At 52.4% G+C, this 18,490-nt stretch carries 17 protein-coding genes; 2 read left to right on the top strand and 15 right to left on the bottom strand.

Annotated elements, in window-relative coordinates; translation table 11 throughout:
* Positions 1–2 precede the first annotated feature (2 nt).
* Genes yajO through xseB form a run of 4 tightly spaced genes read right to left on the bottom strand, consistent with a single transcriptional unit; the run spans position 3 to position 4,063 of the window.
* Positions 3–977 (bottom strand): 1-deoxyxylulose-5-phosphate synthase YajO, encoded by a 975-nt coding sequence (gene yajO, locus SK38_RS11980; protein WP_008783931.1) that lies wholly within the window; start codon positions 975–977, stop codon positions 3–5.
* 56 nt (positions 978–1,033) lie between these two features.
* Entirely contained in the window at positions 1,034–2,896 is a 1,863-nt protein-coding gene (gene dxs, locus SK38_RS11975) for a 1-deoxy-D-xylulose-5-phosphate synthase (RefSeq protein WP_048235976.1), read from the bottom strand.
* Positions 2,897–2,920: 24 nt separating this feature from the next.
* Positions 2,921–3,820, bottom strand: coding sequence for a (2E,6E)-farnesyl diphosphate synthase (gene ispA, locus SK38_RS11970; protein ID WP_008783932.1), 900 nt, complete (start codon positions 3,818–3,820; stop codon positions 2,921–2,923).
* Complete coding sequence (xseB, locus tag SK38_RS11965) at positions 3,821–4,063, bottom strand: exodeoxyribonuclease VII small subunit (RefSeq protein ID WP_003021586.1); 243 nt, start codon at positions 4,061–4,063, stop codon at positions 3,821–3,823.
* 196 nt (positions 4,064–4,259) lie between these two features.
* Between xseB and thiI the strand changes: the two genes are divergently transcribed.
* Positions 4,260–5,708 (top strand): tRNA uracil 4-sulfurtransferase ThiI, encoded by a 1,449-nt coding sequence (thiI, locus tag SK38_RS11960; RefSeq protein ID WP_008783933.1) that lies wholly within the window; start codon positions 4,260–4,262, stop codon positions 5,706–5,708.
* 65 nt (positions 5,709–5,773) lie between these two features.
* Here the strand turns inward: thiI and SK38_RS11955 are convergent, their stop codons facing one another.
* The 3 genes from SK38_RS11955 to panE are packed head-to-tail and all read right to left on the bottom strand — an operon-like array spanning position 5,774 to position 8,353.
* Positions 5,774–6,856, bottom strand: coding sequence for a hypothetical protein (locus SK38_RS11955; protein WP_048235975.1), 1,083 nt, complete (start codon positions 6,854–6,856; stop codon positions 5,774–5,776).
* Positions 6,857–6,888: 32 nt separating this feature from the next.
* Positions 6,889–7,479, bottom strand: coding sequence for a protein deglycase YajL (gene yajL / locus SK38_RS11950; RefSeq protein ID WP_008783935.1), 591 nt, complete (start codon positions 7,477–7,479; stop codon positions 6,889–6,891).
* Positions 7,442–8,353 carry a 2-dehydropantoate 2-reductase gene (panE, locus tag SK38_RS11945; RefSeq protein ID WP_048235974.1) on the bottom strand — a complete coding sequence of 304 codons (912 nt, stop codon included), beginning with the start codon at positions 8,351–8,353 and terminating at the stop codon, positions 7,442–7,444. The genes yajL and panE overlap by 38 nt, the downstream gene beginning before the upstream one ends.
* A 174-nt stretch (positions 8,354–8,527) precedes the next feature.
* On the opposite strand from panE, the gene SK38_RS11940 reads away from it, so the two are divergent.
* Positions 8,528–9,019 (top strand): YajQ family cyclic di-GMP-binding protein, encoded by a 492-nt coding sequence (locus tag SK38_RS11940; protein WP_003831002.1) that lies wholly within the window; start codon positions 8,528–8,530, stop codon positions 9,017–9,019.
* A gap of 46 nt (positions 9,020–9,065) precedes the next feature.
* On the opposite strand, the gene SK38_RS11935 is transcribed toward SK38_RS11940, so the two are convergent.
* The 8 genes from SK38_RS11935 to SK38_RS11900 form a co-directional block, all read right to left on the bottom strand.
* Positions 9,066–10,430, bottom strand: a complete 1,365-nt coding sequence (locus SK38_RS11935) for an MFS transporter (protein WP_048235973.1) — start codon at positions 10,428–10,430, stop codon at positions 9,066–9,068.
* Positions 10,431–10,651: 221 nt separating this feature from the next.
* Positions 10,652–11,542, bottom strand: coding sequence for a heme o synthase (gene cyoE, locus SK38_RS11930; RefSeq protein ID WP_003831005.1), 891 nt, complete (start codon positions 11,540–11,542; stop codon positions 10,652–10,654).
* An 11-nt stretch (positions 11,543–11,553) separates the two neighbouring features.
* Positions 11,554–11,883: a cytochrome o ubiquinol oxidase subunit IV gene (locus tag SK38_RS11925; protein WP_003831006.1), complete on the bottom strand. Its 330-nt coding sequence runs from the start codon at positions 11,881–11,883 to the stop codon at positions 11,554–11,556.
* Positions 11,883–12,497: a cytochrome o ubiquinol oxidase subunit III gene (locus SK38_RS11920; protein WP_003831007.1), complete on the bottom strand. Its 615-nt coding sequence runs from the start codon at positions 12,495–12,497 to the stop codon at positions 11,883–11,885. Before SK38_RS11920 ends, SK38_RS11925 begins: the two co-directional genes overlap by 1 nt.
* A complete protein-coding gene (cyoB, locus tag SK38_RS11915; protein WP_003831008.1) occupies positions 12,487–14,478 on the bottom strand; it encodes a cytochrome o ubiquinol oxidase subunit I in 1,992 nt (663 codons plus the stop codon). Before cyoB ends, SK38_RS11920 begins: the two co-directional genes overlap by 11 nt.
* Positions 14,479–14,497: 19 nt before the next feature.
* Positions 14,498–15,445, bottom strand: coding sequence for a cytochrome o ubiquinol oxidase subunit II (gene cyoA, locus SK38_RS11910; protein WP_032942534.1), 948 nt, complete (start codon positions 15,443–15,445; stop codon positions 14,498–14,500).
* A gap of 652 nt (positions 15,446–16,097) precedes the next feature.
* Positions 16,098–17,573 carry a muropeptide MFS transporter AmpG gene (gene ampG / locus SK38_RS11905; RefSeq protein WP_048214791.1) on the bottom strand — a complete coding sequence of 492 codons (1,476 nt, stop codon included), beginning with the start codon at positions 17,571–17,573 and terminating at the stop codon, positions 16,098–16,100.
* A gap of 44 nt (positions 17,574–17,617) precedes the next feature.
* Entirely contained in the window at positions 17,618–18,196 is a 579-nt protein-coding gene (locus tag SK38_RS11900) for a lipoprotein (protein ID WP_016152050.1), read from the bottom strand.
* Positions 18,197–18,490 lie beyond the last annotated feature (294 nt).

The raw sequence follows: 18,490 nt of genomic DNA, 5'->3' as shown, positions 1-18,490 counted from the left end.
GCTTATTTAAATCCCACCACCGGATGCTGTTTGTACGGCGTTTCCAGCTCGGCAATCTGCTCCGGCTTCAACGTTAAATCTACCGCGTTGAGCAACTCATCCAGCTGTTCCTCACGTGAAGAACCAATAATTGGCGCTGCCACGCCGGGTTTGCTCAGCAGCCAGGCCAGCGCAACCTGTGCCCGCGTTACACCCAACTCCTCACTGACACCGGTCAGTCGTGCGGCGATTTGCGCGTCGTTTTCATCGCTCTCGTTGTACAAATTTTTACCGACTTCATCGGAAACCAGACGTGCGGTCGTTTCTCCCCAGGGACGCGTCAGGCGACCGCGCGCCAGCGGGCTCCATGGGATAACGGCCACGCCTTCCTGATAGCAAAGCGGCAGCATTTCGCGTTCTTCTTCGCGGTAGATTAGGTTGTAGTGATCCTGCATGCTGACGAACTGCGCCCAGCCGTGTTGCTTCTGTAAGGCCAGAGCCTGGGCAAACTGCGAAGCGTGCATGGATGAGGCGCCAATATAGCGAGCTTTACCGGCTTTCACGACGTCGTTTAGAGCCTCCAGCGTTTCTTCGATTGGCGTGTTGTAATCCCAGCGGTGAATTTGCAGGATGTCCACATAGTCCATACCCAGGCGTCTGAGGCTATCGTCGATTGAGCGCAGAATTTGTGCGCGGGATAATCCTTCCGCTAAATCATCAACCTGGTGAAAAACCTTGGTAGCGACCACGACATCTTCGCGGCGGGCGAAATCACGCAGCGCGCGGCCGACAATCTCTTCGCTGCTGCCAGCGGAGTAGCTGTTGGCGGTATCGAAAAAGTTAATGCCGCCCTCAAGGGCGTGTTTGATTATCGGGCGGCTGCTTTCTTCAGGTAGCGTCCAGGCGTGATTGCCGCGATTGGGTTCGCCAAATGTCATGCAACCCAGGCAAAGGCGGGAGACCCGTAGGTCGGTTTTTCCTAAGATGTTGTATTTCATCAATCCACTCCTGCTTAGCTCGTGATGAATTAAGCATAGCAGGAGCGGGGAGGGGATTATGCCAGCCAGGCCTTGATTTTGGTCTCAATTCCGGCGGCATTCAGACCCAGATCGGCACGAGCTTCATCCTGAGTTCCCTGCGGGATGAAGAAGTCTGGTAGGCCAATGTTCAGCACCGGGACGGGCTTACGATGGGCCATCAGCACTTCGTTTACGCCGCTGCCAGCACCACCCATAATGGCGTTCTCTTCAATGGTAACCAGCACCTCGTGTTGGGCAGCCATTTCAAGGATCAACGTTTCATCCAGTGGTTTTACAAAGCGCATATCGACCAGCGTGGCGTTCAGCGACTCTGCGACCTGAGCGGCTTCCGGCATCAGGGTGCCGAAGTTGAGAATCGCCACTTTTTCCCCGTGACGTTTCACGATGCCTTTACCAATTGGCAGTTGTTCCAGCGGGGTCAGCTCAACGCCTACCGCGTTACCGCGTGGGTAGCGCACGACCGTTGGACCATCGTTGTAGTGATAGCCGGTGAACAGCATCTGGCGGCATTCGTTTTCATCACTCGGGGTCATGATGACCATTTCCGGGATGCAGCGCAGGAAGGAGAGATCGAACGCCCCCTGGTGGGTTTGTCCATCTGCGCCAACAATCCCTGCCCGGTCAACGGCGAACAGGACCGGCAGTTTCTGGATGGCTACATCGTGCAGCACCTGATCGTAGGCGCGTTGCAGGAAGGTCGAGTAAATGGCTACCACCGGCTTGTTGCCGCCAATCGCCAGACCGGCAGCAAACGTCACAGCGTGCTGCTCGGCAATCGCCACATCGAAATAGCGGTCCGGGAACTTACGTGAAAACTCCACCATTCCGGAACCTTCGCGCATTGCCGGGGTGATTGCCATCAGCTTATTGTCTTTCGCCGCGGTCTCGCACAGCCAGTCACCGAAAATTTTTGAATAGCTCGGCAGGCCGCCACTGCTTTTCGGCAGGCATCCGCTGGACGGATCGAATTTGGGTACCGCGTGGAAGGTTATCGGATCTTTTTCCGCAGGCTCGTAGCCACGACCCTTTTTGGTCATGATGTGCAGGAACTGCGGGCCTTTCAGATCGCGCATGTTTTTGAGCGTAGTAATAAGCCCCAGCACGTCGTGACCGTCCACCGGACCGATATAGTTAAAGCCCAGTTCTTCAAACAGAGTCCCCGGCACAACCATACCTTTAATGTGTTCTTCAGTACGTTTGAGCAGTTCTTTAATCGGCGGCACGCCGGAGAAGACTTTCTTCCCGCCTTCGCGCAGCGAGGAGTAGAGTTTGCCAGAGAGCAGCTGTGCCAGATGATTGTTCAGCGCGCCAACGTTCTCTGAAATCGACATTTCGTTGTCGTTGAGGATAACCAGCATGTCGGGCCTAATATCGCCCGCGTGGTTCATCGCTTCAAACGCCATCCCTGCGGTGATGGCACCATCACCAATCACACACACGGTACGGCGCTCTTTACCTTCTTTCTCGGCGGCAACGGCAATACCGATACCTGCGCTGATGGAGGTTGAAGAGTGCCCAACGCTCAGTACGTCATACTCGCTTTCACCGCGCCATGGGAACGGATGCAGGCCGCCTTTCTGACGAATGGTGCCGATTTTATCGCGGCGACCAGTCAGAATTTTGTGCGGATAAGCCTGATGTCCCACATCCCAGATTAACTGGTCAAACGGGGTGTTGTAGACATAGTGCAGCGCGACGGTGAGTTCCACCGTGCCCAGACCAGAGGCGAAGTGCCCGCTGGAACGGCTTACGCTGTCGAGCAAATAGCGGCGCAGTTCGTCGCAAAGCTTTGGCAGGCTCTCTTTTGGCAGCAGACGTAACTCCTGGGTGGAGTCGACCAGCGCCAGGGTCGGGTATTTGGCTATATCAAAACTCATCGCAAGCTCATGGGATATGTTGGTTTATTTATCACGCTGGATTATGTAGTCCGCTAGCGCTTCCAGTGCCGAGGTATCGAGTGACTGTGCGGCCAGCAGACTTAGCGACTGGCGGGCGTCCTCGATTAAATCCCGGGCTTTATTCTGGGCTTGCTCAAGACCCAGAAGTGCAGGATAGGTACTTTTGCCAAGCTGCTGGTCAGCACCCTGACGTTTACCCAATGTTGCAGTATCGCCTACCACATCCAGGATGTCATCCTGAACCTGGAAAGCCAGACCGATGCTTTCTGCGTATTTGTCGAGTATTGGCAGGCATTCTCGCCCTTTATCGCCAGCACTTAACGCCCCCAAACGCACGGCGGCGCGAATCAATGCTCCGGTTTTATGGCGGTGAATCCGCTCCAGCGCATCCAGCTCAACCTGATGACCTTCAGCTTCCAGATCCAGCGCCTGACCGCCGCACATACCGGCGATGCCGCTGGCCTGAGCCAGTTCAGAGATCATCGCGATGCGGTCACGGTCAGTGACTTCCGGCATTGGGGCGTCGCTGATAATGGAGAATGCCAGCGTTTGTAGCGCATCTCCGGCCAGGATCGCATTTGCCTCGCCAAATTTTACGTGGCAAGTCGGCAGACCGCGTCGCAGGTCATCGTCATCCATCGCGGGCAAATCATCGTGCATCAGCGAATAGGCATGAATGCATTCGACGGCGGCAGCGGGAGCATCAAGCGTACTCAGGCTGACCCCAAACATCTGACCGGTCGCATACACCAGGAACGGGCGCAGGCGTTTACCGCCTAATAATGCGCCATATTGCATGGTTTCTACCACGGGAGTGTTCTGAAAGGGCAGTGGCGCGATAAAACGGCTCAGTGCCTGGTTGGCCTGCTCAACGCAAGCCTGTAGCTGCTGCGTAAAATCCATTTACTCATTATCCGGTGTAAAAGGCGTAAGGGCGGCGTCTTCAGTATCTGACAGCAGGATTTGTACGCGCTGTTCAGCCTGTTGCAATTTGACCTGTCCCTGACGCGCCAACTGTACGCCACGTTCGAATTCGTTCAACGCTTCTTCTAACGGCAGGTCGCCGCCTTCCAGACGGGTAACAATTTGTTCCAGCTCGCTCAGCGCGGTTTCAAAACTGGCGGGCGCTTCATTTTTCTTCGGCATAATGAATGTCTGACTCTCTGTATTGGCAGCACAAGACTATGGTAACGGACTCGCACTGATAAGCAAATAACGCGCAATGTGCACAGTAGCCGCGTGATGGTGATATACTTGCGCGCCTGGATGCAGTCGCGGGTATGGGCTGCTGTATTTTTTTCCATTACAAGTCATTCAGACTTGCCTAAGAACCATTGCCGCCATGAAGTTTATCATTAAATTGTTCCCAGAAATCACCATCAAAAGCCAATCTGTGCGTTTGCGCTTTATAAAAATTCTGACAGGGAACATTCGTAACGTTTTAAAGCACTATGATGAAGACCTTGCCGTTGTCCGTCACTGGGATCACGTTGAGGTTCGCGCTAAAGATGAAAGCCAGCGCCTGGATATTCGCGACGCGCTGACCCGTATTCCGGGTATCCACCACATTCTCGAAGTAGAAGACGTGCCGTTTACCGATATGCACGATATTTTCGAGAAGGCACTGGTGCAGTATCGCGATCAACTGGAAGGTAAAACCTTCTGTGTACGCGTTAAGCGTCGCGGGAAGCATGAGTTTAGCTCCATTGAGGTGGAACGTTATGTTGGCGGTGGACTGAACCAACATATTGAATCTGCACGCGTGAAGCTGACGAAGCCGGATGTTACGGTAAATCTTGAAATCGAAAACGACCGTCTGCTGCTGGTTAAAGGCCGCTATGAAGGTATTGGTGGTTTCCCGATTGGGACGCAGGAAGACGTACTGTCGCTGATTTCCGGCGGTTTCGACTCTGGTGTATCCAGCTACATGCTGATGCGTCGCGGCTGCCGTGTACACTATTGCTTCTTTAACCTTGGCGGCGCAGCGCATGAAATCGGCGTTCGCCAGGTGGCGCATTACCTGTGGAACCGCTTCGGTAGTTCGCATCGCGTGCGTTTTGTTGCTATCAACTTTGAACCGGTGGTCGGTGAGATCCTGGAGAAAGTTGATGACGGCCAGATGGGCGTGGTTCTCAAACGTATGATGGTTCGCGCGGCGTCGAAAGTCGCTGAGCGCTACGGCGTACAGGCGCTGGTAACCGGTGAAGCACTGGGCCAGGTGTCCAGCCAGACGCTGACCAACCTGCGTCTGATCGATAACGTTTCTGACACCCTGATCCTGCGCCCGCTTATCTCCCATGATAAAGAGCACATCATCAATCTGGCGCGTGAAATTGGTACCGAGGACTTTGCCCGTACCATGCCGGAATACTGCGGTGTAATTTCAAAAAGCCCGACGGTGAAAGCGATCAAAGCGAAGATTGAGGCCGAAGAAGAAAACTTCGATTTCTCTATCCTCGATAAAGTGGTTGAAGAAGCGAACAATATCGATATTCGCGATATCGCCCAGCAGACGCAGCAGACCGTGGTAGAAGTGGAAACCGTGAGCGGTTTCGGCCCGAATGACGTAATCCTTGATATCCGTTCTGTGGATGAACAGGATGATAAACCGCTGAAGGTTGAAGGTGTGGACGTCGTTTCTCTGCCATTCTACAAGCTGAGCACTAAATTCGGCGATCTGGACCAGAGTAAAACCTGGCTGCTGTGGTGTGAACGCGGGGTGATGAGTCGCCTGCAGGCGCTTTATCTGCGCGAGCAGGGCTTTGAAAATGTGAAGGTGTATCGCCCGTAATTGAGTAAACACCGTGTTGTAGGCCGGATAAGGCGGTTACGCCGCCATCCGGCAATATAACGATATTATTCAAAACGAACGGGAAGCGTCTTCCCGTTCGACTCCCAGACCCCCTGATAGACACCGTTTTTTAATTCCAGCGTTATCTTCTCTTGCGTTTGTTCAGCCGCAGATGTCTTCAGTTCATAATGTTGATTGTCGGCTGTGTCGCATTTGCCGGTCAATTCAATCGGTGCGCCAAATTTTTGGTAAAAGTAAGCCCCTTCAAAAAAATCACCGTATTTGCAGTCCACCTTCAACACAATACGCATGCTTTTTCCCAGCGTGCCGTACATGACTTTGCCGTCAATGCCGGGCGCTGGCGGAACTGGTGTTGTACTCTTTGCGGTAGTCAGATATTGGCCGTACGGTGTGAGTCGATTTTGCAGTTCCGCGGTTGGGATTTTCGTTGTGAAATCACCCAACTCGTCGAGCGCACGGCTGGCGTGGTTGCTACAGCGTCCGTTCAGGAAAGCCAGATGGTCTTTTTGCAGGGAGAATTTGTCGATGTAGTACAAACCGTCGGTGTAGGTTGCGCACGATGCGTAGAATTCGGCATAGTTAAAATCTTCACCTTTCTCTTCTTTTATTTGTTCTGGTGTTTGCGAATTATGCGCCGTAACAAAGGTATCGATTTGGCCGCGGATATCTTTTCTGGTGCGGGTGTTTAATTCGGCGATTGTAGCCCGGGAAAAGAGATCGTTAAGGGTAATTGCCGCACCGCTGGCTAAATCGAAGCTGATCGGCACATTGTACGACTCGCAATACGCCCCGCAACCTTCGACAAACATGTTGAGCGTCAGGATTTTTGCGTCGCGATACTCAACCGTGTAGTCAAGGTTTGCGGTGGGATTCATGGCTGATTTCGCAAACTGATTTACTGTGGCCTGTGGAGTATTACCCGGTAGCTGATTGATAAAGCTTGCGAAAATATAATCGTTAATGCGTTTTGCAACGTTGGGGTTATCCGTCGAGGAAAACCATGGCACGCGATACTGCATTTCAGTGCTTCCGGGATAGCGATATTCAATACTCTTTATTTCGAGTTGCGTCGCAGTGGCATAACCGGAAAGGAGCAGTAAAGCCACTCCACTCAGATATCCTTTCATTATGATTCCTTATAAGGGAGTGGCTCGAAGATTTACTCGTAGTAGTTATAGATTCCCGCGGCCATCACCAGTTGTGACGCCACCTCGTGAGCTTTTTCGCGACTCACCAGCAGATCAATGATTTTTAAACCGAAATCGATTGAGGTCCCCGGTCCCTGACTGGTTAACAGATTGACGCGCGGATCCCATACGACGCGCTTGTCCTGCCACTGGTCAGCGGGAATTTGGTCTTTCAGCGCCGGAAAACCGGTCATGTTACCGATGGGGAAAATATCGTGTGGGACGAGTACGGTGGCGGCCGCGGCGCAAATTGCCGCGACAATGCGCCCGGAACGATGAAACTGTTTCACGGTTTCGATTAGCAGCGGGCTGTCGCGAAAACACTCGGCGCCTTTAATACCGCCCGGTAGCACGATAATGTCGAAATCGCCATCAGCAACTTCGACTAATGGCGCATCCGCCAGCAGCTTCACTCCGCGTGAGCACACGATCGTCAGGTCGCCATCGCTGGCGACGCTAGCGGTCGTGACCTTAATTCCGCCGCGCACCAGCAGATCGATAGTGGTGACCGCTTCGGTCTCTTCACTACCAGGGGCGAGACATACCAGTGCTTGAGCGCTCATACTCACTTTCCTTTCTCTTTACCATTTCAAACAGTTGGGCGTTTTCCGGGACGGCGATGCCGTGCGCGCGGGCGCGTTTTAACAAATATCCGGTAATGTAGTCGATCTCTGTATGACGCAGGGCACGAATGTCTTGCAGCATTGATGAGATATTTTCCGCCGTACTGTCAATCACTTGCTCGACATAATAGCGTAAATCATCCACAGATGTGTGGTGGCCTTCGCGTTCAATGACCGCGGCCACTTCCTCGCAGATGAGTGCTATTTTTTCAGGATGATGGCGTAACTCGCCGTTTGGGCAATCCCATAATGCGGTCAGCGGGTTAATGACGCAGTTGACGGCCAGCTTTCGCCACAGCTCGGCGCGAATAGTGTCGTGCCAGGCGACGTCCGGTAGCACCTCTTGCAGGACTTCAGCCAGATAACTGAAATCACCGTCTTGTTCACGTGCCGGACCAATGCGCGTTGTTCCCTGAGCGACATGAATGATGACGTTGCCGTCACGGCGTGCTGCGTGGGTGGTGGTACCTATCAGCAGAGGTTGCTTAATGTTATGCAGCTCTTCAATTGTCCCCATGCCGTTGTGAATCAGCAGAATGGGAGTAGCTTCAGGCAGAATTGCGGCCAGGCCTTTTACCGCATCAGAAACCTGCCAGGCTTTAAGGGTGACCAGTAGCAGGTCGCTTTTTGCCAAAAAGTCGGGGTCGTTTGCCGTCAGGGATTCATTAAAAACTGACCCATCCGTGTCGATCAGGTTTACGCTGCAATAGGGTTGCGGTACGCGTAGCCACCCTTGCACCTCATGTCCATGTTTGCATAGCGCGGTAAGCCAAAGCTGTCCTAGCGCTCCACATCCCAGTACGGTAATTTTCATTCTTCCTCCTCACCTGCAACAGCACCAGGTGTTAATCCATATCGGCCGTACCCCATTATTGTTCGCAGGTATCAGTACCACGTACAATTAAAGGATACAGCCTAGTATAGCGCTGTCTGTTGGGTAACTTTGCAGGTATTATGCTTCGCATCAAAAATGAAGGGAGAGGAAAAGATGCCATCTTTCGATATTGTCTCTGAAGTTGATCTTCAGGAAGCCCGTAACGCGGTAGATAACGCCAGCCGCGAAGTGGAGTCACGCTTTGATTTTCGTGGCGTTGAAGCGACTTTTGAGCTGAATGAGTCAAATAAGACGATTAAGGTGCTGAGCGAATCTGATTTTCAGGTCAATCAGTTGCTGGATATTCTGCGTGCCAAGCTGCTCAAACGCGGTATTGAAGGCACGTCGCTGGACGTACCAGAAACCTTCGTGCACAGCGGTAAAACCTGGTTTGTTGAAGCTAAGCTGAAACAAGGCATTGAAAGCGCAGTGCAAAAGAAAATCGTTAAGCTGATCAAAGACAGCAAACTGAAGGTGCAGGCGCAGATTCAGGGCGAAGAAATCCGTGTAACCGGCAAGGCGCGTGACGACCTGCAATCCGTTATGGCGCTGGTTCGCGGCGGCGACCTCGGTCAACCGTTCCAGTTCAAGAACTTCCGCGATTAAGTCGTTATGTCAGATGGCGTAAGCCGCCATCTGACAAATCTCATCTTTACGCCTGGCTGATGGCCTGCTCAACCTCAAATCGATTGGTGACTTTGCTGTCGATTTTCACGTAGGCCGAATGTTCTTTCGCGACAATTAACACTTCGCTTATCCCTTCTTTAGCCAGCAGACGCTGCTTCAGGGTGTCATCCGCAGCAATTTCAGGTGGGATTTCCGCCCGCAGGCTGCTGACATACGGCGGCTCTTTCATTGTACTCGCCACCAATAACCACACTGCCGCCAGAAGCGCACCGGCCAGGAATACGGCCTGACCATCAAACATTTCAACCACCCAACCGCCGAGCGAACCGCCAATCGCCACGCCAAGAAACTGGCTGGTGGAGTAAACGCCCATTGCCGTGCCTTTATAGCCAGCCGGAGACTCTTTACTGATAAGCGAGGGGAGGAGGGCTTCCATCAGGTTGAAGGCGAGGAAGAATATCTGCACGCCCGCAATCAACCCCCAGAAACGCACGTTAGCGCTCCACAATACAATCTCTGCAATAAGTATCAGTAACACGCAGGCGAGGAACACGCGTTTCATGCGGCGCTTCACTTCGGCGTAAATGATGAACGGCACTACGGAAACAAAGGACAGCAGCATCGTCACCAGATAAATTTTCCAGTGCTCTGCTGCAGGGAAGCCTGCTTTCGCCAGTTGACCTGGTAAGGCGACGAAGGTGGACATCAGCAATATGTGCAGACACATGATGCCAAAGTTGAGCTTCAGCAGTTTGGGCTCTGCCAGCACTTTGCTGAAGCTGCCTTTTACCATGCCCGACTCGCGGTTCAGCACGTGGGTAGTGCTATTGGGAACGACCCAAATGGTCAGCACGATACCCGTGCTAGCAAGAGCTGCAATCATCCAGAACAGCGCGTGTAGCCCCAGCGCATGGGTAACTATTGGTCCCAGCACCATCGCAATGGCGAAGGTGATACCAAAGCTGACACCGATAAACGCCATCGCTTTGGTACGGTTTTGCTCACGGGTTAAGTCGGAAAGTAGCGCCATTACGGCAGCAGCAATCGCGCCAGAGCCTTGCAAGGCCCGGCCAAGAATAATTCCCCAGATTGAATCGGAGAGAGCAGCAATTATGCTGCCGAGAACAAATACCGCCAGCCCGCCGACAATAAGCGGCTTACGACCGATGCGGTCAGAGAGCAGGCCAAAGGGGATCTGGAAGACGGCTTGAGCCAGACCATATATGCCGATGGCAAGGCCTATCAGCGCTTCGCTGGCACCCTGTAGCGCCATACCGTACGTGGTCAGAACTGGCAGGACCATAAACATGCCAAGCATGCGCAACGAGAATACGGTCCCTAAACCCCAGGTGGCGCGCAACTCACCGGGCGTCATTTTGTAATCGTTCATTCCCACCTCTGTATTAATTTCGCGCCTAGTGTAAAGCGCTAAGCAGGCTGGGTAAATATGCGCTTTATTAACAAATGTTGGGGTTGTGAGGGGCGTCGGCTGGAGACGAAAATGCCGGATAGCGATCTGAACGTAACTTATCCGGCCTACAAGCTATGTGCTTTTTTGTAGGCCGGATAAGGCGTCAGCCGCCATCCGGCATAGAAGGTGTGACGATTAACTTACCAGACGTAAGTCAGCAGGTTCTGCGAGTTTGGCACCATAAAATCGACCGACATCATCACGCTGAGCGCGGTAATGGCGATGATAGAGAAGCCGAACAGCTTGCGCGCCCAGACTCTGTCATCTTCCACTTTATAACCACGCAGCGCCATGCCCAACCACCAGACGCTCACCGCCGCGGCAACAATCAGGTATTTATAACCTGCATAGCCGCCCAGGGTTAGCATCAGCGTGGCGATAGCAAACGCCACGATGTACAGCGTGATATGGTTCTTCGCGACTGAAATACCTTTCACCACCGGCAGTACCGGGATGTTGGCAGCCTGATAATCCTTGAAGCGGAAAATCGCAATCGCGTAAGAGTGCGGCATCTGCCACAGGCTGAAAATAGCCAGCAGAATCAACGCACCGCTATCGAACTCACCGGTTACGGCACAGTAGCCAATCACCGGCGGCGCAGCGCCGGAAAGTGAGCCAATCAGCGTGCCATAAACGGAATGGCGCTTCATGTACAGGCTATAAACGCCCACATAGACCACGAAGCCCATTACCCCCAGCCAGCAGGCCAGAGGGTTCGCGCCAAACCACAGCAGCATAAAGCCAGCAATACCCAGCAGGGTGGCGTATACCAGCGAGACCGCAGGGGAAATCAGACCTTTAACCAGCACGCGGTTTTTGGTCCTCTCCATCTTCCTGTCGATATCCCTGTCGATGTAGTTGTTAAATACACAACCCGACGCCACAACCAGTGACACCCCAACCAGCGTGTAGATAAACAGGGGATAATCAATGCTGCCTTTCGAGGCCAACAGGAATCCCCCAATCACCGAGATCAGGTTGCCAAAGATGATGCCTGGTTTCGTTACTTGCAGGTATTGCTTAAACATCATAATCGCCGCTCTTAGTGCATCATCATGTTGTAGTTAAGGTTCCACATAATCCAGATGGAGCCCACAACCAGGATGGCGATGATTAGCACAGTAAAGACAAAGGCCGTCATGTTCCAACCTTCATCAGATTTGCTATTCATGTGCAGGAAGCACACCAGGTGCACCAGAATCTGTACCACTGCCATTGCCAGAATAGTTCCCAGAATGACGGCCGGTGAGGCAGAACCTGTCATCACCATCCAAAACGGAATGACCGTCAGGATGATCGACAGAATAAAACCTGTCATGTAGGTTTTTACGCTGCCATGGGATGCGCCGCCGCTCTCGTTAGAATGACTCATTACATCGCCCCCATCAGATAAACAACAGTGAACACACAGATCCACACCACATCCAGGAAGTGCCAGAACAGGCTCAGGCACATGATGCGGGTACGGTTAGTACTGGTCAGACCGCGACGAGCAACTTGCACCATCAGCACCGCCATCCAGATAAGACCGGAGGTGACGTGCAGACCGTGCGTACCGACCAGCGCGAAGAACGCAGACAGGAAGCCGCTGCGATCCGGGCCCATACCGTTAACAATCAGGTGATGGAATTCATAGAGTTCCATCCCGATGAATCCGGCACCGAACAAGAAGGTCAACGCCAGCCAGGAGATAACCTGGCTCTTGTTGTTCTTGTACATGGCAATCGCTGCCATGCCGTAAGTAATGGAGCTGAATAACAGCAGGAATGTTTCAACCAGAACGAACGGCAGTTCAAAAATGTCCTTACCTGTCGGGCCACCTGCGGTGCCGTTCACCAGAACGGCATAGGTTGCAAACAGAATAGAGAACAGAATGCAGTCGCTCATCAGGTAGACCCAGAATCCGAAGATCTTGGTCTGGCCTGCATCGTGGTGCCCGTGTTCGTGCGCGTGGGCAGTCGCGTGCGTTAAAGTATCAGTTGCCATTTTTCAGCCCTGCCTTAGTAATCTCATCGAAATGCTGGTTTTCCAGTTTTTCGACTTCCGGGACCGGCACGTAGTAATCCACGTCTTCATCAAAGCTTTTCACAATCCAGCTGATGATCATGCCTGCGAAGCTTGCAATCGCCAGCCACCAGATATGCCAGATCATGGCGAAACCAAACAGTGTTGCGAAGGCGGTAATGACGATACCGGCACCGCTGTTCTTCGGCATATGAATTTCTTCATAGTGCGCAGGCTGCTTGTACGCTTCACCTTTTTCTTTCATTTCCCAGAAGGCATCACGCTCGTGAACGTGCGGCACAACGGCAAAGTTATAGAACGGAGGCGGGGAAGAGGTTGCCCACTCCAGCGTACGACCACCCCATGGGTCACCGGTCAGGTCACGATTCTGCTCGCGGTCGCGAATAGAAACGAAGATCTGAATCAGCTGGCACAGGATACCCAGTGCAATCAGCGCGGCACCGCAGGCGGCAACGACCAGCATCGGATGGAACTGTGGATCAATCTGCTGGCTGAGGCGACGGGTCATACCCATGAAGCCCAGCACGTACAGTGGCATAAATGCTACGAAGAAGCCGATGATCCAGAACCAGAATGCGCGTTTACCCCAGGTTTCGTTCAGCGTGAAGCCAAACGCTTTTGGCCACCAGTAGGTCATACCAGCGAAACATCCAAATACGACGCCGCCGATGATAACGTTATGGAAGTGCGCAATCAGGAACAGACTGTTGTGCAGAACGAAGTCCGCACCCGGCACCGCCAGCAGTACACCGGTCATGCCGCCGACTGAGAAGGTGACGATAAAGCCAATCGTCCACAGCATTGCTGAGTGGAATACGATACGGCCCTGATACATGGTGAACAGCCAGTTGAAGATCTTCACCCCGGTCGGGATGGCGATAATCATGGTGGTGATACCGAAGAAGGCGTTTACGTTAGCGCCTGCACCCATGGTGAAGAAGTGGTGCAGCCAAACAACGAACGACAGAACGGTGATACACACGGTTGCCCACACCAGCGAGGTGTAACCAAACAGACGTTTACGTGAGAAGGTTGCCGCGATTTCGGAGAACACACCGAAGACTGGCAGAACCAGAATGTACACTTCTGGATGGCCCCAGGCCCAAATCAGGTTGATGTACATCATCATGTTGCCGCCCATATCGTTGGTAAAGAAATGGGTGCCCAGATAGCGATCCAGGGTCAGCAACGCGACGGTAACCGTCAGGATTGGGAAAGAAGCGATAATCAGGATGTTTGCACACAGAGATGCCCAGCTAAACACCGGCATCTTGAACATGGTCATTCCTGGTGCACGCATCTTAATGATGGTCACAAAGAAGTTGATACCGGTTAGGGTTGTACCAATACCGGACAACTGGACTGCCCATATCCAATAGTCGACCCCGACGCTTGGACTGTACTCTATTCCCGAAAGTGGCGGATACGCCAGCCAACCGGTCTGCGCGAATTCACCCACGCCCAGAGAAAGGTTAACCAGGATTACGCCGACAACGGTGAACCAGAAGCTCAGGTTGTTCAGGAACGGGAATGCAACGTCACGTGCGCCGATCTGCAGCGGAACCACCAGGTTCATCAGACCGATAACAAATGGCATTGCCACGAAGAAGATCATAATCACGCCGTGAGCCGTGAAGATCTGGTCGTAGTGGTGAGGAGGCAGGAAGCCTGCTTCACCTGCAGAAGCCAGCGCTTGCTGACTACGCATCATGATGGCGTCGGCAAAGCCACGAATCAACATGACGATTGCGACGATGACATACATGATGCCAAGGCGTTTGTGGTCAACCGAGGTTAGCCACTCTTTCCACAGGTAGGTCCACTTACCGAAGTAAGTGATAAGGCCCAGTAAGGCCGCACCACCGATGATAATGGCAGCAATCGTAACCATGACAATAGGTTCATGGAACGGAACTGCATCCAGCGTCAATTTTCCGAACATCGTATTCTTCCTCGGCCCCTTAGTGAGCGGATTCCGCGTGGCTCATGTCCATGCCTTCCATTCCTTCGTGTGCGCTGTGCTCACCTTCGGGTTGGGTCATGTCCATGCTCTTACCGTGAGCCATAAATTTGTTAATAACATCTTTAAACAAATCCGGTTTCACGTTGGAGAAGTATTCCACCTGGTTGTATTCGCTTGGCGCAGCCACTTTCTCGAACGCTGCCATGTCGCTCATGGTGTTCGTGGACTGTTTAGCTTTAGCAACCCATTGGTCGAATTCGGCGCGGTCCTTTGTTGCGATAGCCTTGAACTTCATACCGGAGAAGCCTGGTCCGCTATAACTTGCGGAGATACCATCATAAGTACCGACTTCGTTGGCGATCAGATGCAGTCGAGTCTGCATACCGGCCATGGCATAAATCTGGCTACCCAGACGCGGGATAAAGAAGGAGTTCATCACGGAGTTGGAAGTCACTTTGAATTCAACCGGAGTATTCGCCGGGAAGGCGATTTCATTCACGGTAGCGATACCCTGTTCCGGATAGATGAAGAACCATTTCCAGTCCATGGAAACCACTTCGATGGTAATGGGCTTCTCGTCATGCGCCAGCGGTTTGCTTGGCTCAAGAGCGTGAGTGGTTTTCCAGGTCAGAACGGCAAGGAAAATGATGATTAAGATCGGCACCGTCCAGACCACAGCTTCCACTTTATTGGAGTGTGACCAGTTCGGGCTGTACTTCGCATCTTTATTGCTTGCACGATACTTCCAGGCAAAACCAACAGCCATCAAGATGGCGGGAATAACGACAATCAACATCAGGCCAAATGCCGTCAGTATCAATGACCGTTGTTCCAGTCCAATCTGTCCTTTAGGGTCAAGCAGCGCAGAATTACAGCCACTGAGTAATGCAGTGCCTGCAATTAATGACAACCATCCCAAACTTTTATTGTATTTCCTGAGTCTCATTTAACGACCTCAATTCCACGGGACCGGGTGGCGTTTAAAGTGTGAGGGCATTTTACGGGAAGGTTACATTACTGTAAACATCTCTAGATCTGTGTTACTGGGTTCTGCCGTGCATGTCACATATGTTGCAATATATGTCGCTTTGGCTTTAAGAACCTGTTGCAACATCACGTTATAACGAAAGCGGGCAGGTGGGGGGCGTACTGAGGGCAATTGGTATAACCAATACGAAAATAAAACAATTGCTTAACAATCGATTATCAATAAACGGACAATTGAGGAACAAAAAATAAATCTTTCGTGGCTGAATCGAGTAAGGAAAATAGTATATATAAAAGGCGTCAATAATTTCCAAATTCTTTGGCGCACAAAATAACAAATATTATTTTTAGCAGTTGTTGCTTATTTCGCCGTTATAATTACGTAGGGTGATTACAACGACCAAATATGCTCGTCATACTTCAAGCTACGGGTGTGTTGGCTTTCCTCGCTCACCCCAGTCACTTACTTATGTAAGCTCCTGGGGATTTGCTGCGTCGCCGCGTGATTCGGCCTCTCGGCCTCTCCCCTACGGGGCCAGCGCAAGCGCTGTTCAAAACGCTCACGCCTTTTGTCCCGTAACTCGAATTATTTAGAGCATAAATATGCAACATCATGCCAGACGGGTTTTGCGCAGTGCCAGATAATCCAGCAATCCACCAAAAACGACCCCGCAGACCGCGACCACCACTGAGACTTCAAGCAGTTCCGGCAGGAAGGAGAAGTTGGTGTAATCCAGCGCGTTCATGGTTAACAGCAGCAGCCAAACCAGCAGCAGGCAGCAGCCCGCAACTAGCGTCATTAATGCCAGACTGTATGCTCCACGAAATTCCGTGCGCGGAATGAAGCTTTCATTTTGCCAGCTATGTTCCAGGGTCTGGCGACATACCAGCAGCAGTATCAGGCCGGGGATCGCGGCAAATACGGAGAACAGATAAAACGTCGGCCAGCCGTGTGCTTCGACAAACCAACCCGCTACCGGGCCAACGTAAACGCGACCAACGGCTGAAAGCGCGGAGAGCAGGGCGAACTGGGTCGCTGAGAAGGACTTATTGCACAGCGTCATTAATAAGGCGACAAACGCCGCCGTGCCCATTCCGCCGCACAGGTTTTCAAAGAAGACGGCCGCCGCCATGCTGAACATGTGTTTGTCAGTGATGGACAGTAGCCAGTAGCCCGCATTCGACGCCCCTTGCAGGATGCCGAAAATAAGCAATGCGCGGAACAGAGAAAGGCGCTGCATCAGGATCCCACCGTACAGCGCGCCAACAATGGTCGCCAGTAGCCCCAGTGTCTTATTCACCACGCCAACTTCACCCGCATCAAACCCAACGCCGCGGATTAAAAAGGTGGTGGTCAGGCTCATGGCGAAAGCATCCCCGAGCTTATACAGCACAATAAGCAGCAGGATCAGCCATGCGTTGTTACGACCAAAGAAGTCTCGCAGCGGAGCCGCAACCGCCTGTTCCAGCGTTTTAGGCACTGGAATGGTGTCAGTCGGTTCAGGTGCTAACAGGGTGGCGATGATACAGGGAATCAACAGCGCAGCCATCAGCCAGTACATCCCTTGCCAGCCCAGCCAGCGATCGGCCATCCACAAGGCCAATCCGCCTGAAACCAGCATCCCTAATCGATAGCCCAGCACGCTGATAGCCGCGCCGGTACCGCGGTCTTCTGCGGGCAATACGTCGGTTTTCCAGGCATCAAAGACGATATCCTGCGATGCCGAGCAAAAAGCGATCACTACTGCGAGTGCGGCCATCCAGCGTAACTGTGTGCCAGGCTCCAGAAAGCCCATCGCAGCGATAGAAATTAACAACAGCACCTGGGTCGCCAGCAGCCAGCCGCGACGCCGACCTAAAAACGGTGGCGTGTAACGGTCCATCAACGGGGACCAGAGAAATTTAAATACGTAGGCCTGACCGACCAGGGAAAAGAAACCGATGGTTTTAAGATCGATATTCTCGACTGTCATCCACGCCTGAAGCGTACCGGAGGTGAGTGCGAGCGGTAAACCGGAGGCGAACCCCAGAATGAGCAGGATAGCTGAACGTGGTTGCTGAAAAATACGTAAGTATTGACTGGACATGGGCTTCTATAGGCCCGACGAACGCCGGGCCATATGGGCAGAAATTAACGAGCGTTCTGCTTGATGAAATCGTGAACGCTGGTGTCCTGAGACATATCAGCGATGGTGTCGGTCAGCACGCTGTTAACGGCATCAGCGATATTTTTGTTAGAGGCTTGCAGTGCACCTTCAACAGAATAGCTTGCGCGGTAGTTTTTGGTCATCTTGTTGCCGTTGGCGGCGGTCGCAATGATGGCGATGTCTGCTTTGGTGGCGATGTTATAGCGCACGCTACCCTGAGACACGTCAGCATACAGCTGGCTAACAATGATTTGCAGGTTGACTGCACCGTTCGGTCCAATCATATAACCACGTGCGGTCATCTGTTTTTCCAGTACTTCTTGCAGCAGGAAACGCAGGTCGCGGGATGCGGTCAGGGTCACCAACTGGTTGTCGCGGGTGACTTTTGCCAGTGCTTGATCCTGGCGCTGGTCGGCTCCGTTGATGCTAACGGTCACACCCATCAGGCTTGGGTCCTGCTGCGGCAGGGTAATTTTCGGGGAGACTTCAATAGTGGTCGGCGGTGTTGCGCATCCAGCTAACATAAACAGCGCGACAAACGGGACGAGGATTTTTTTAAACATGCCAGGGCTCTCAGCGAATCTAAATTGTATGGTTAGAGAAAATTCCCGCCATCATAACATCGCCAACGATGAGGGGAAGTGGGTAACGCATGTAAATTCATTGTGTTGTCCGTTTTATGACTTTGTGGAGACTATAAACGGACTTTTTGCAATAAATTGGAGTGAGGAATCAGTGAACTTCATCCGTTTGAATGAGAAAATCAGACAAGCGCTAATTTTTTGTTGCTAAGGTGTAATGAAAACGGTAAAAGCGGCTAGTATTTAAAGGGATGGGTGACATCTCAGCGTTGTCGG

This window comes from Citrobacter sp. MGH110, from assembly GCF_001037515.1.
Taxonomy (GTDB): domain Bacteria; phylum Pseudomonadota; class Gammaproteobacteria; order Enterobacterales; family Enterobacteriaceae; genus Citrobacter; species Citrobacter portucalensis.
This window is presented reverse-complemented; position numbering and strand designations above follow the sequence as displayed.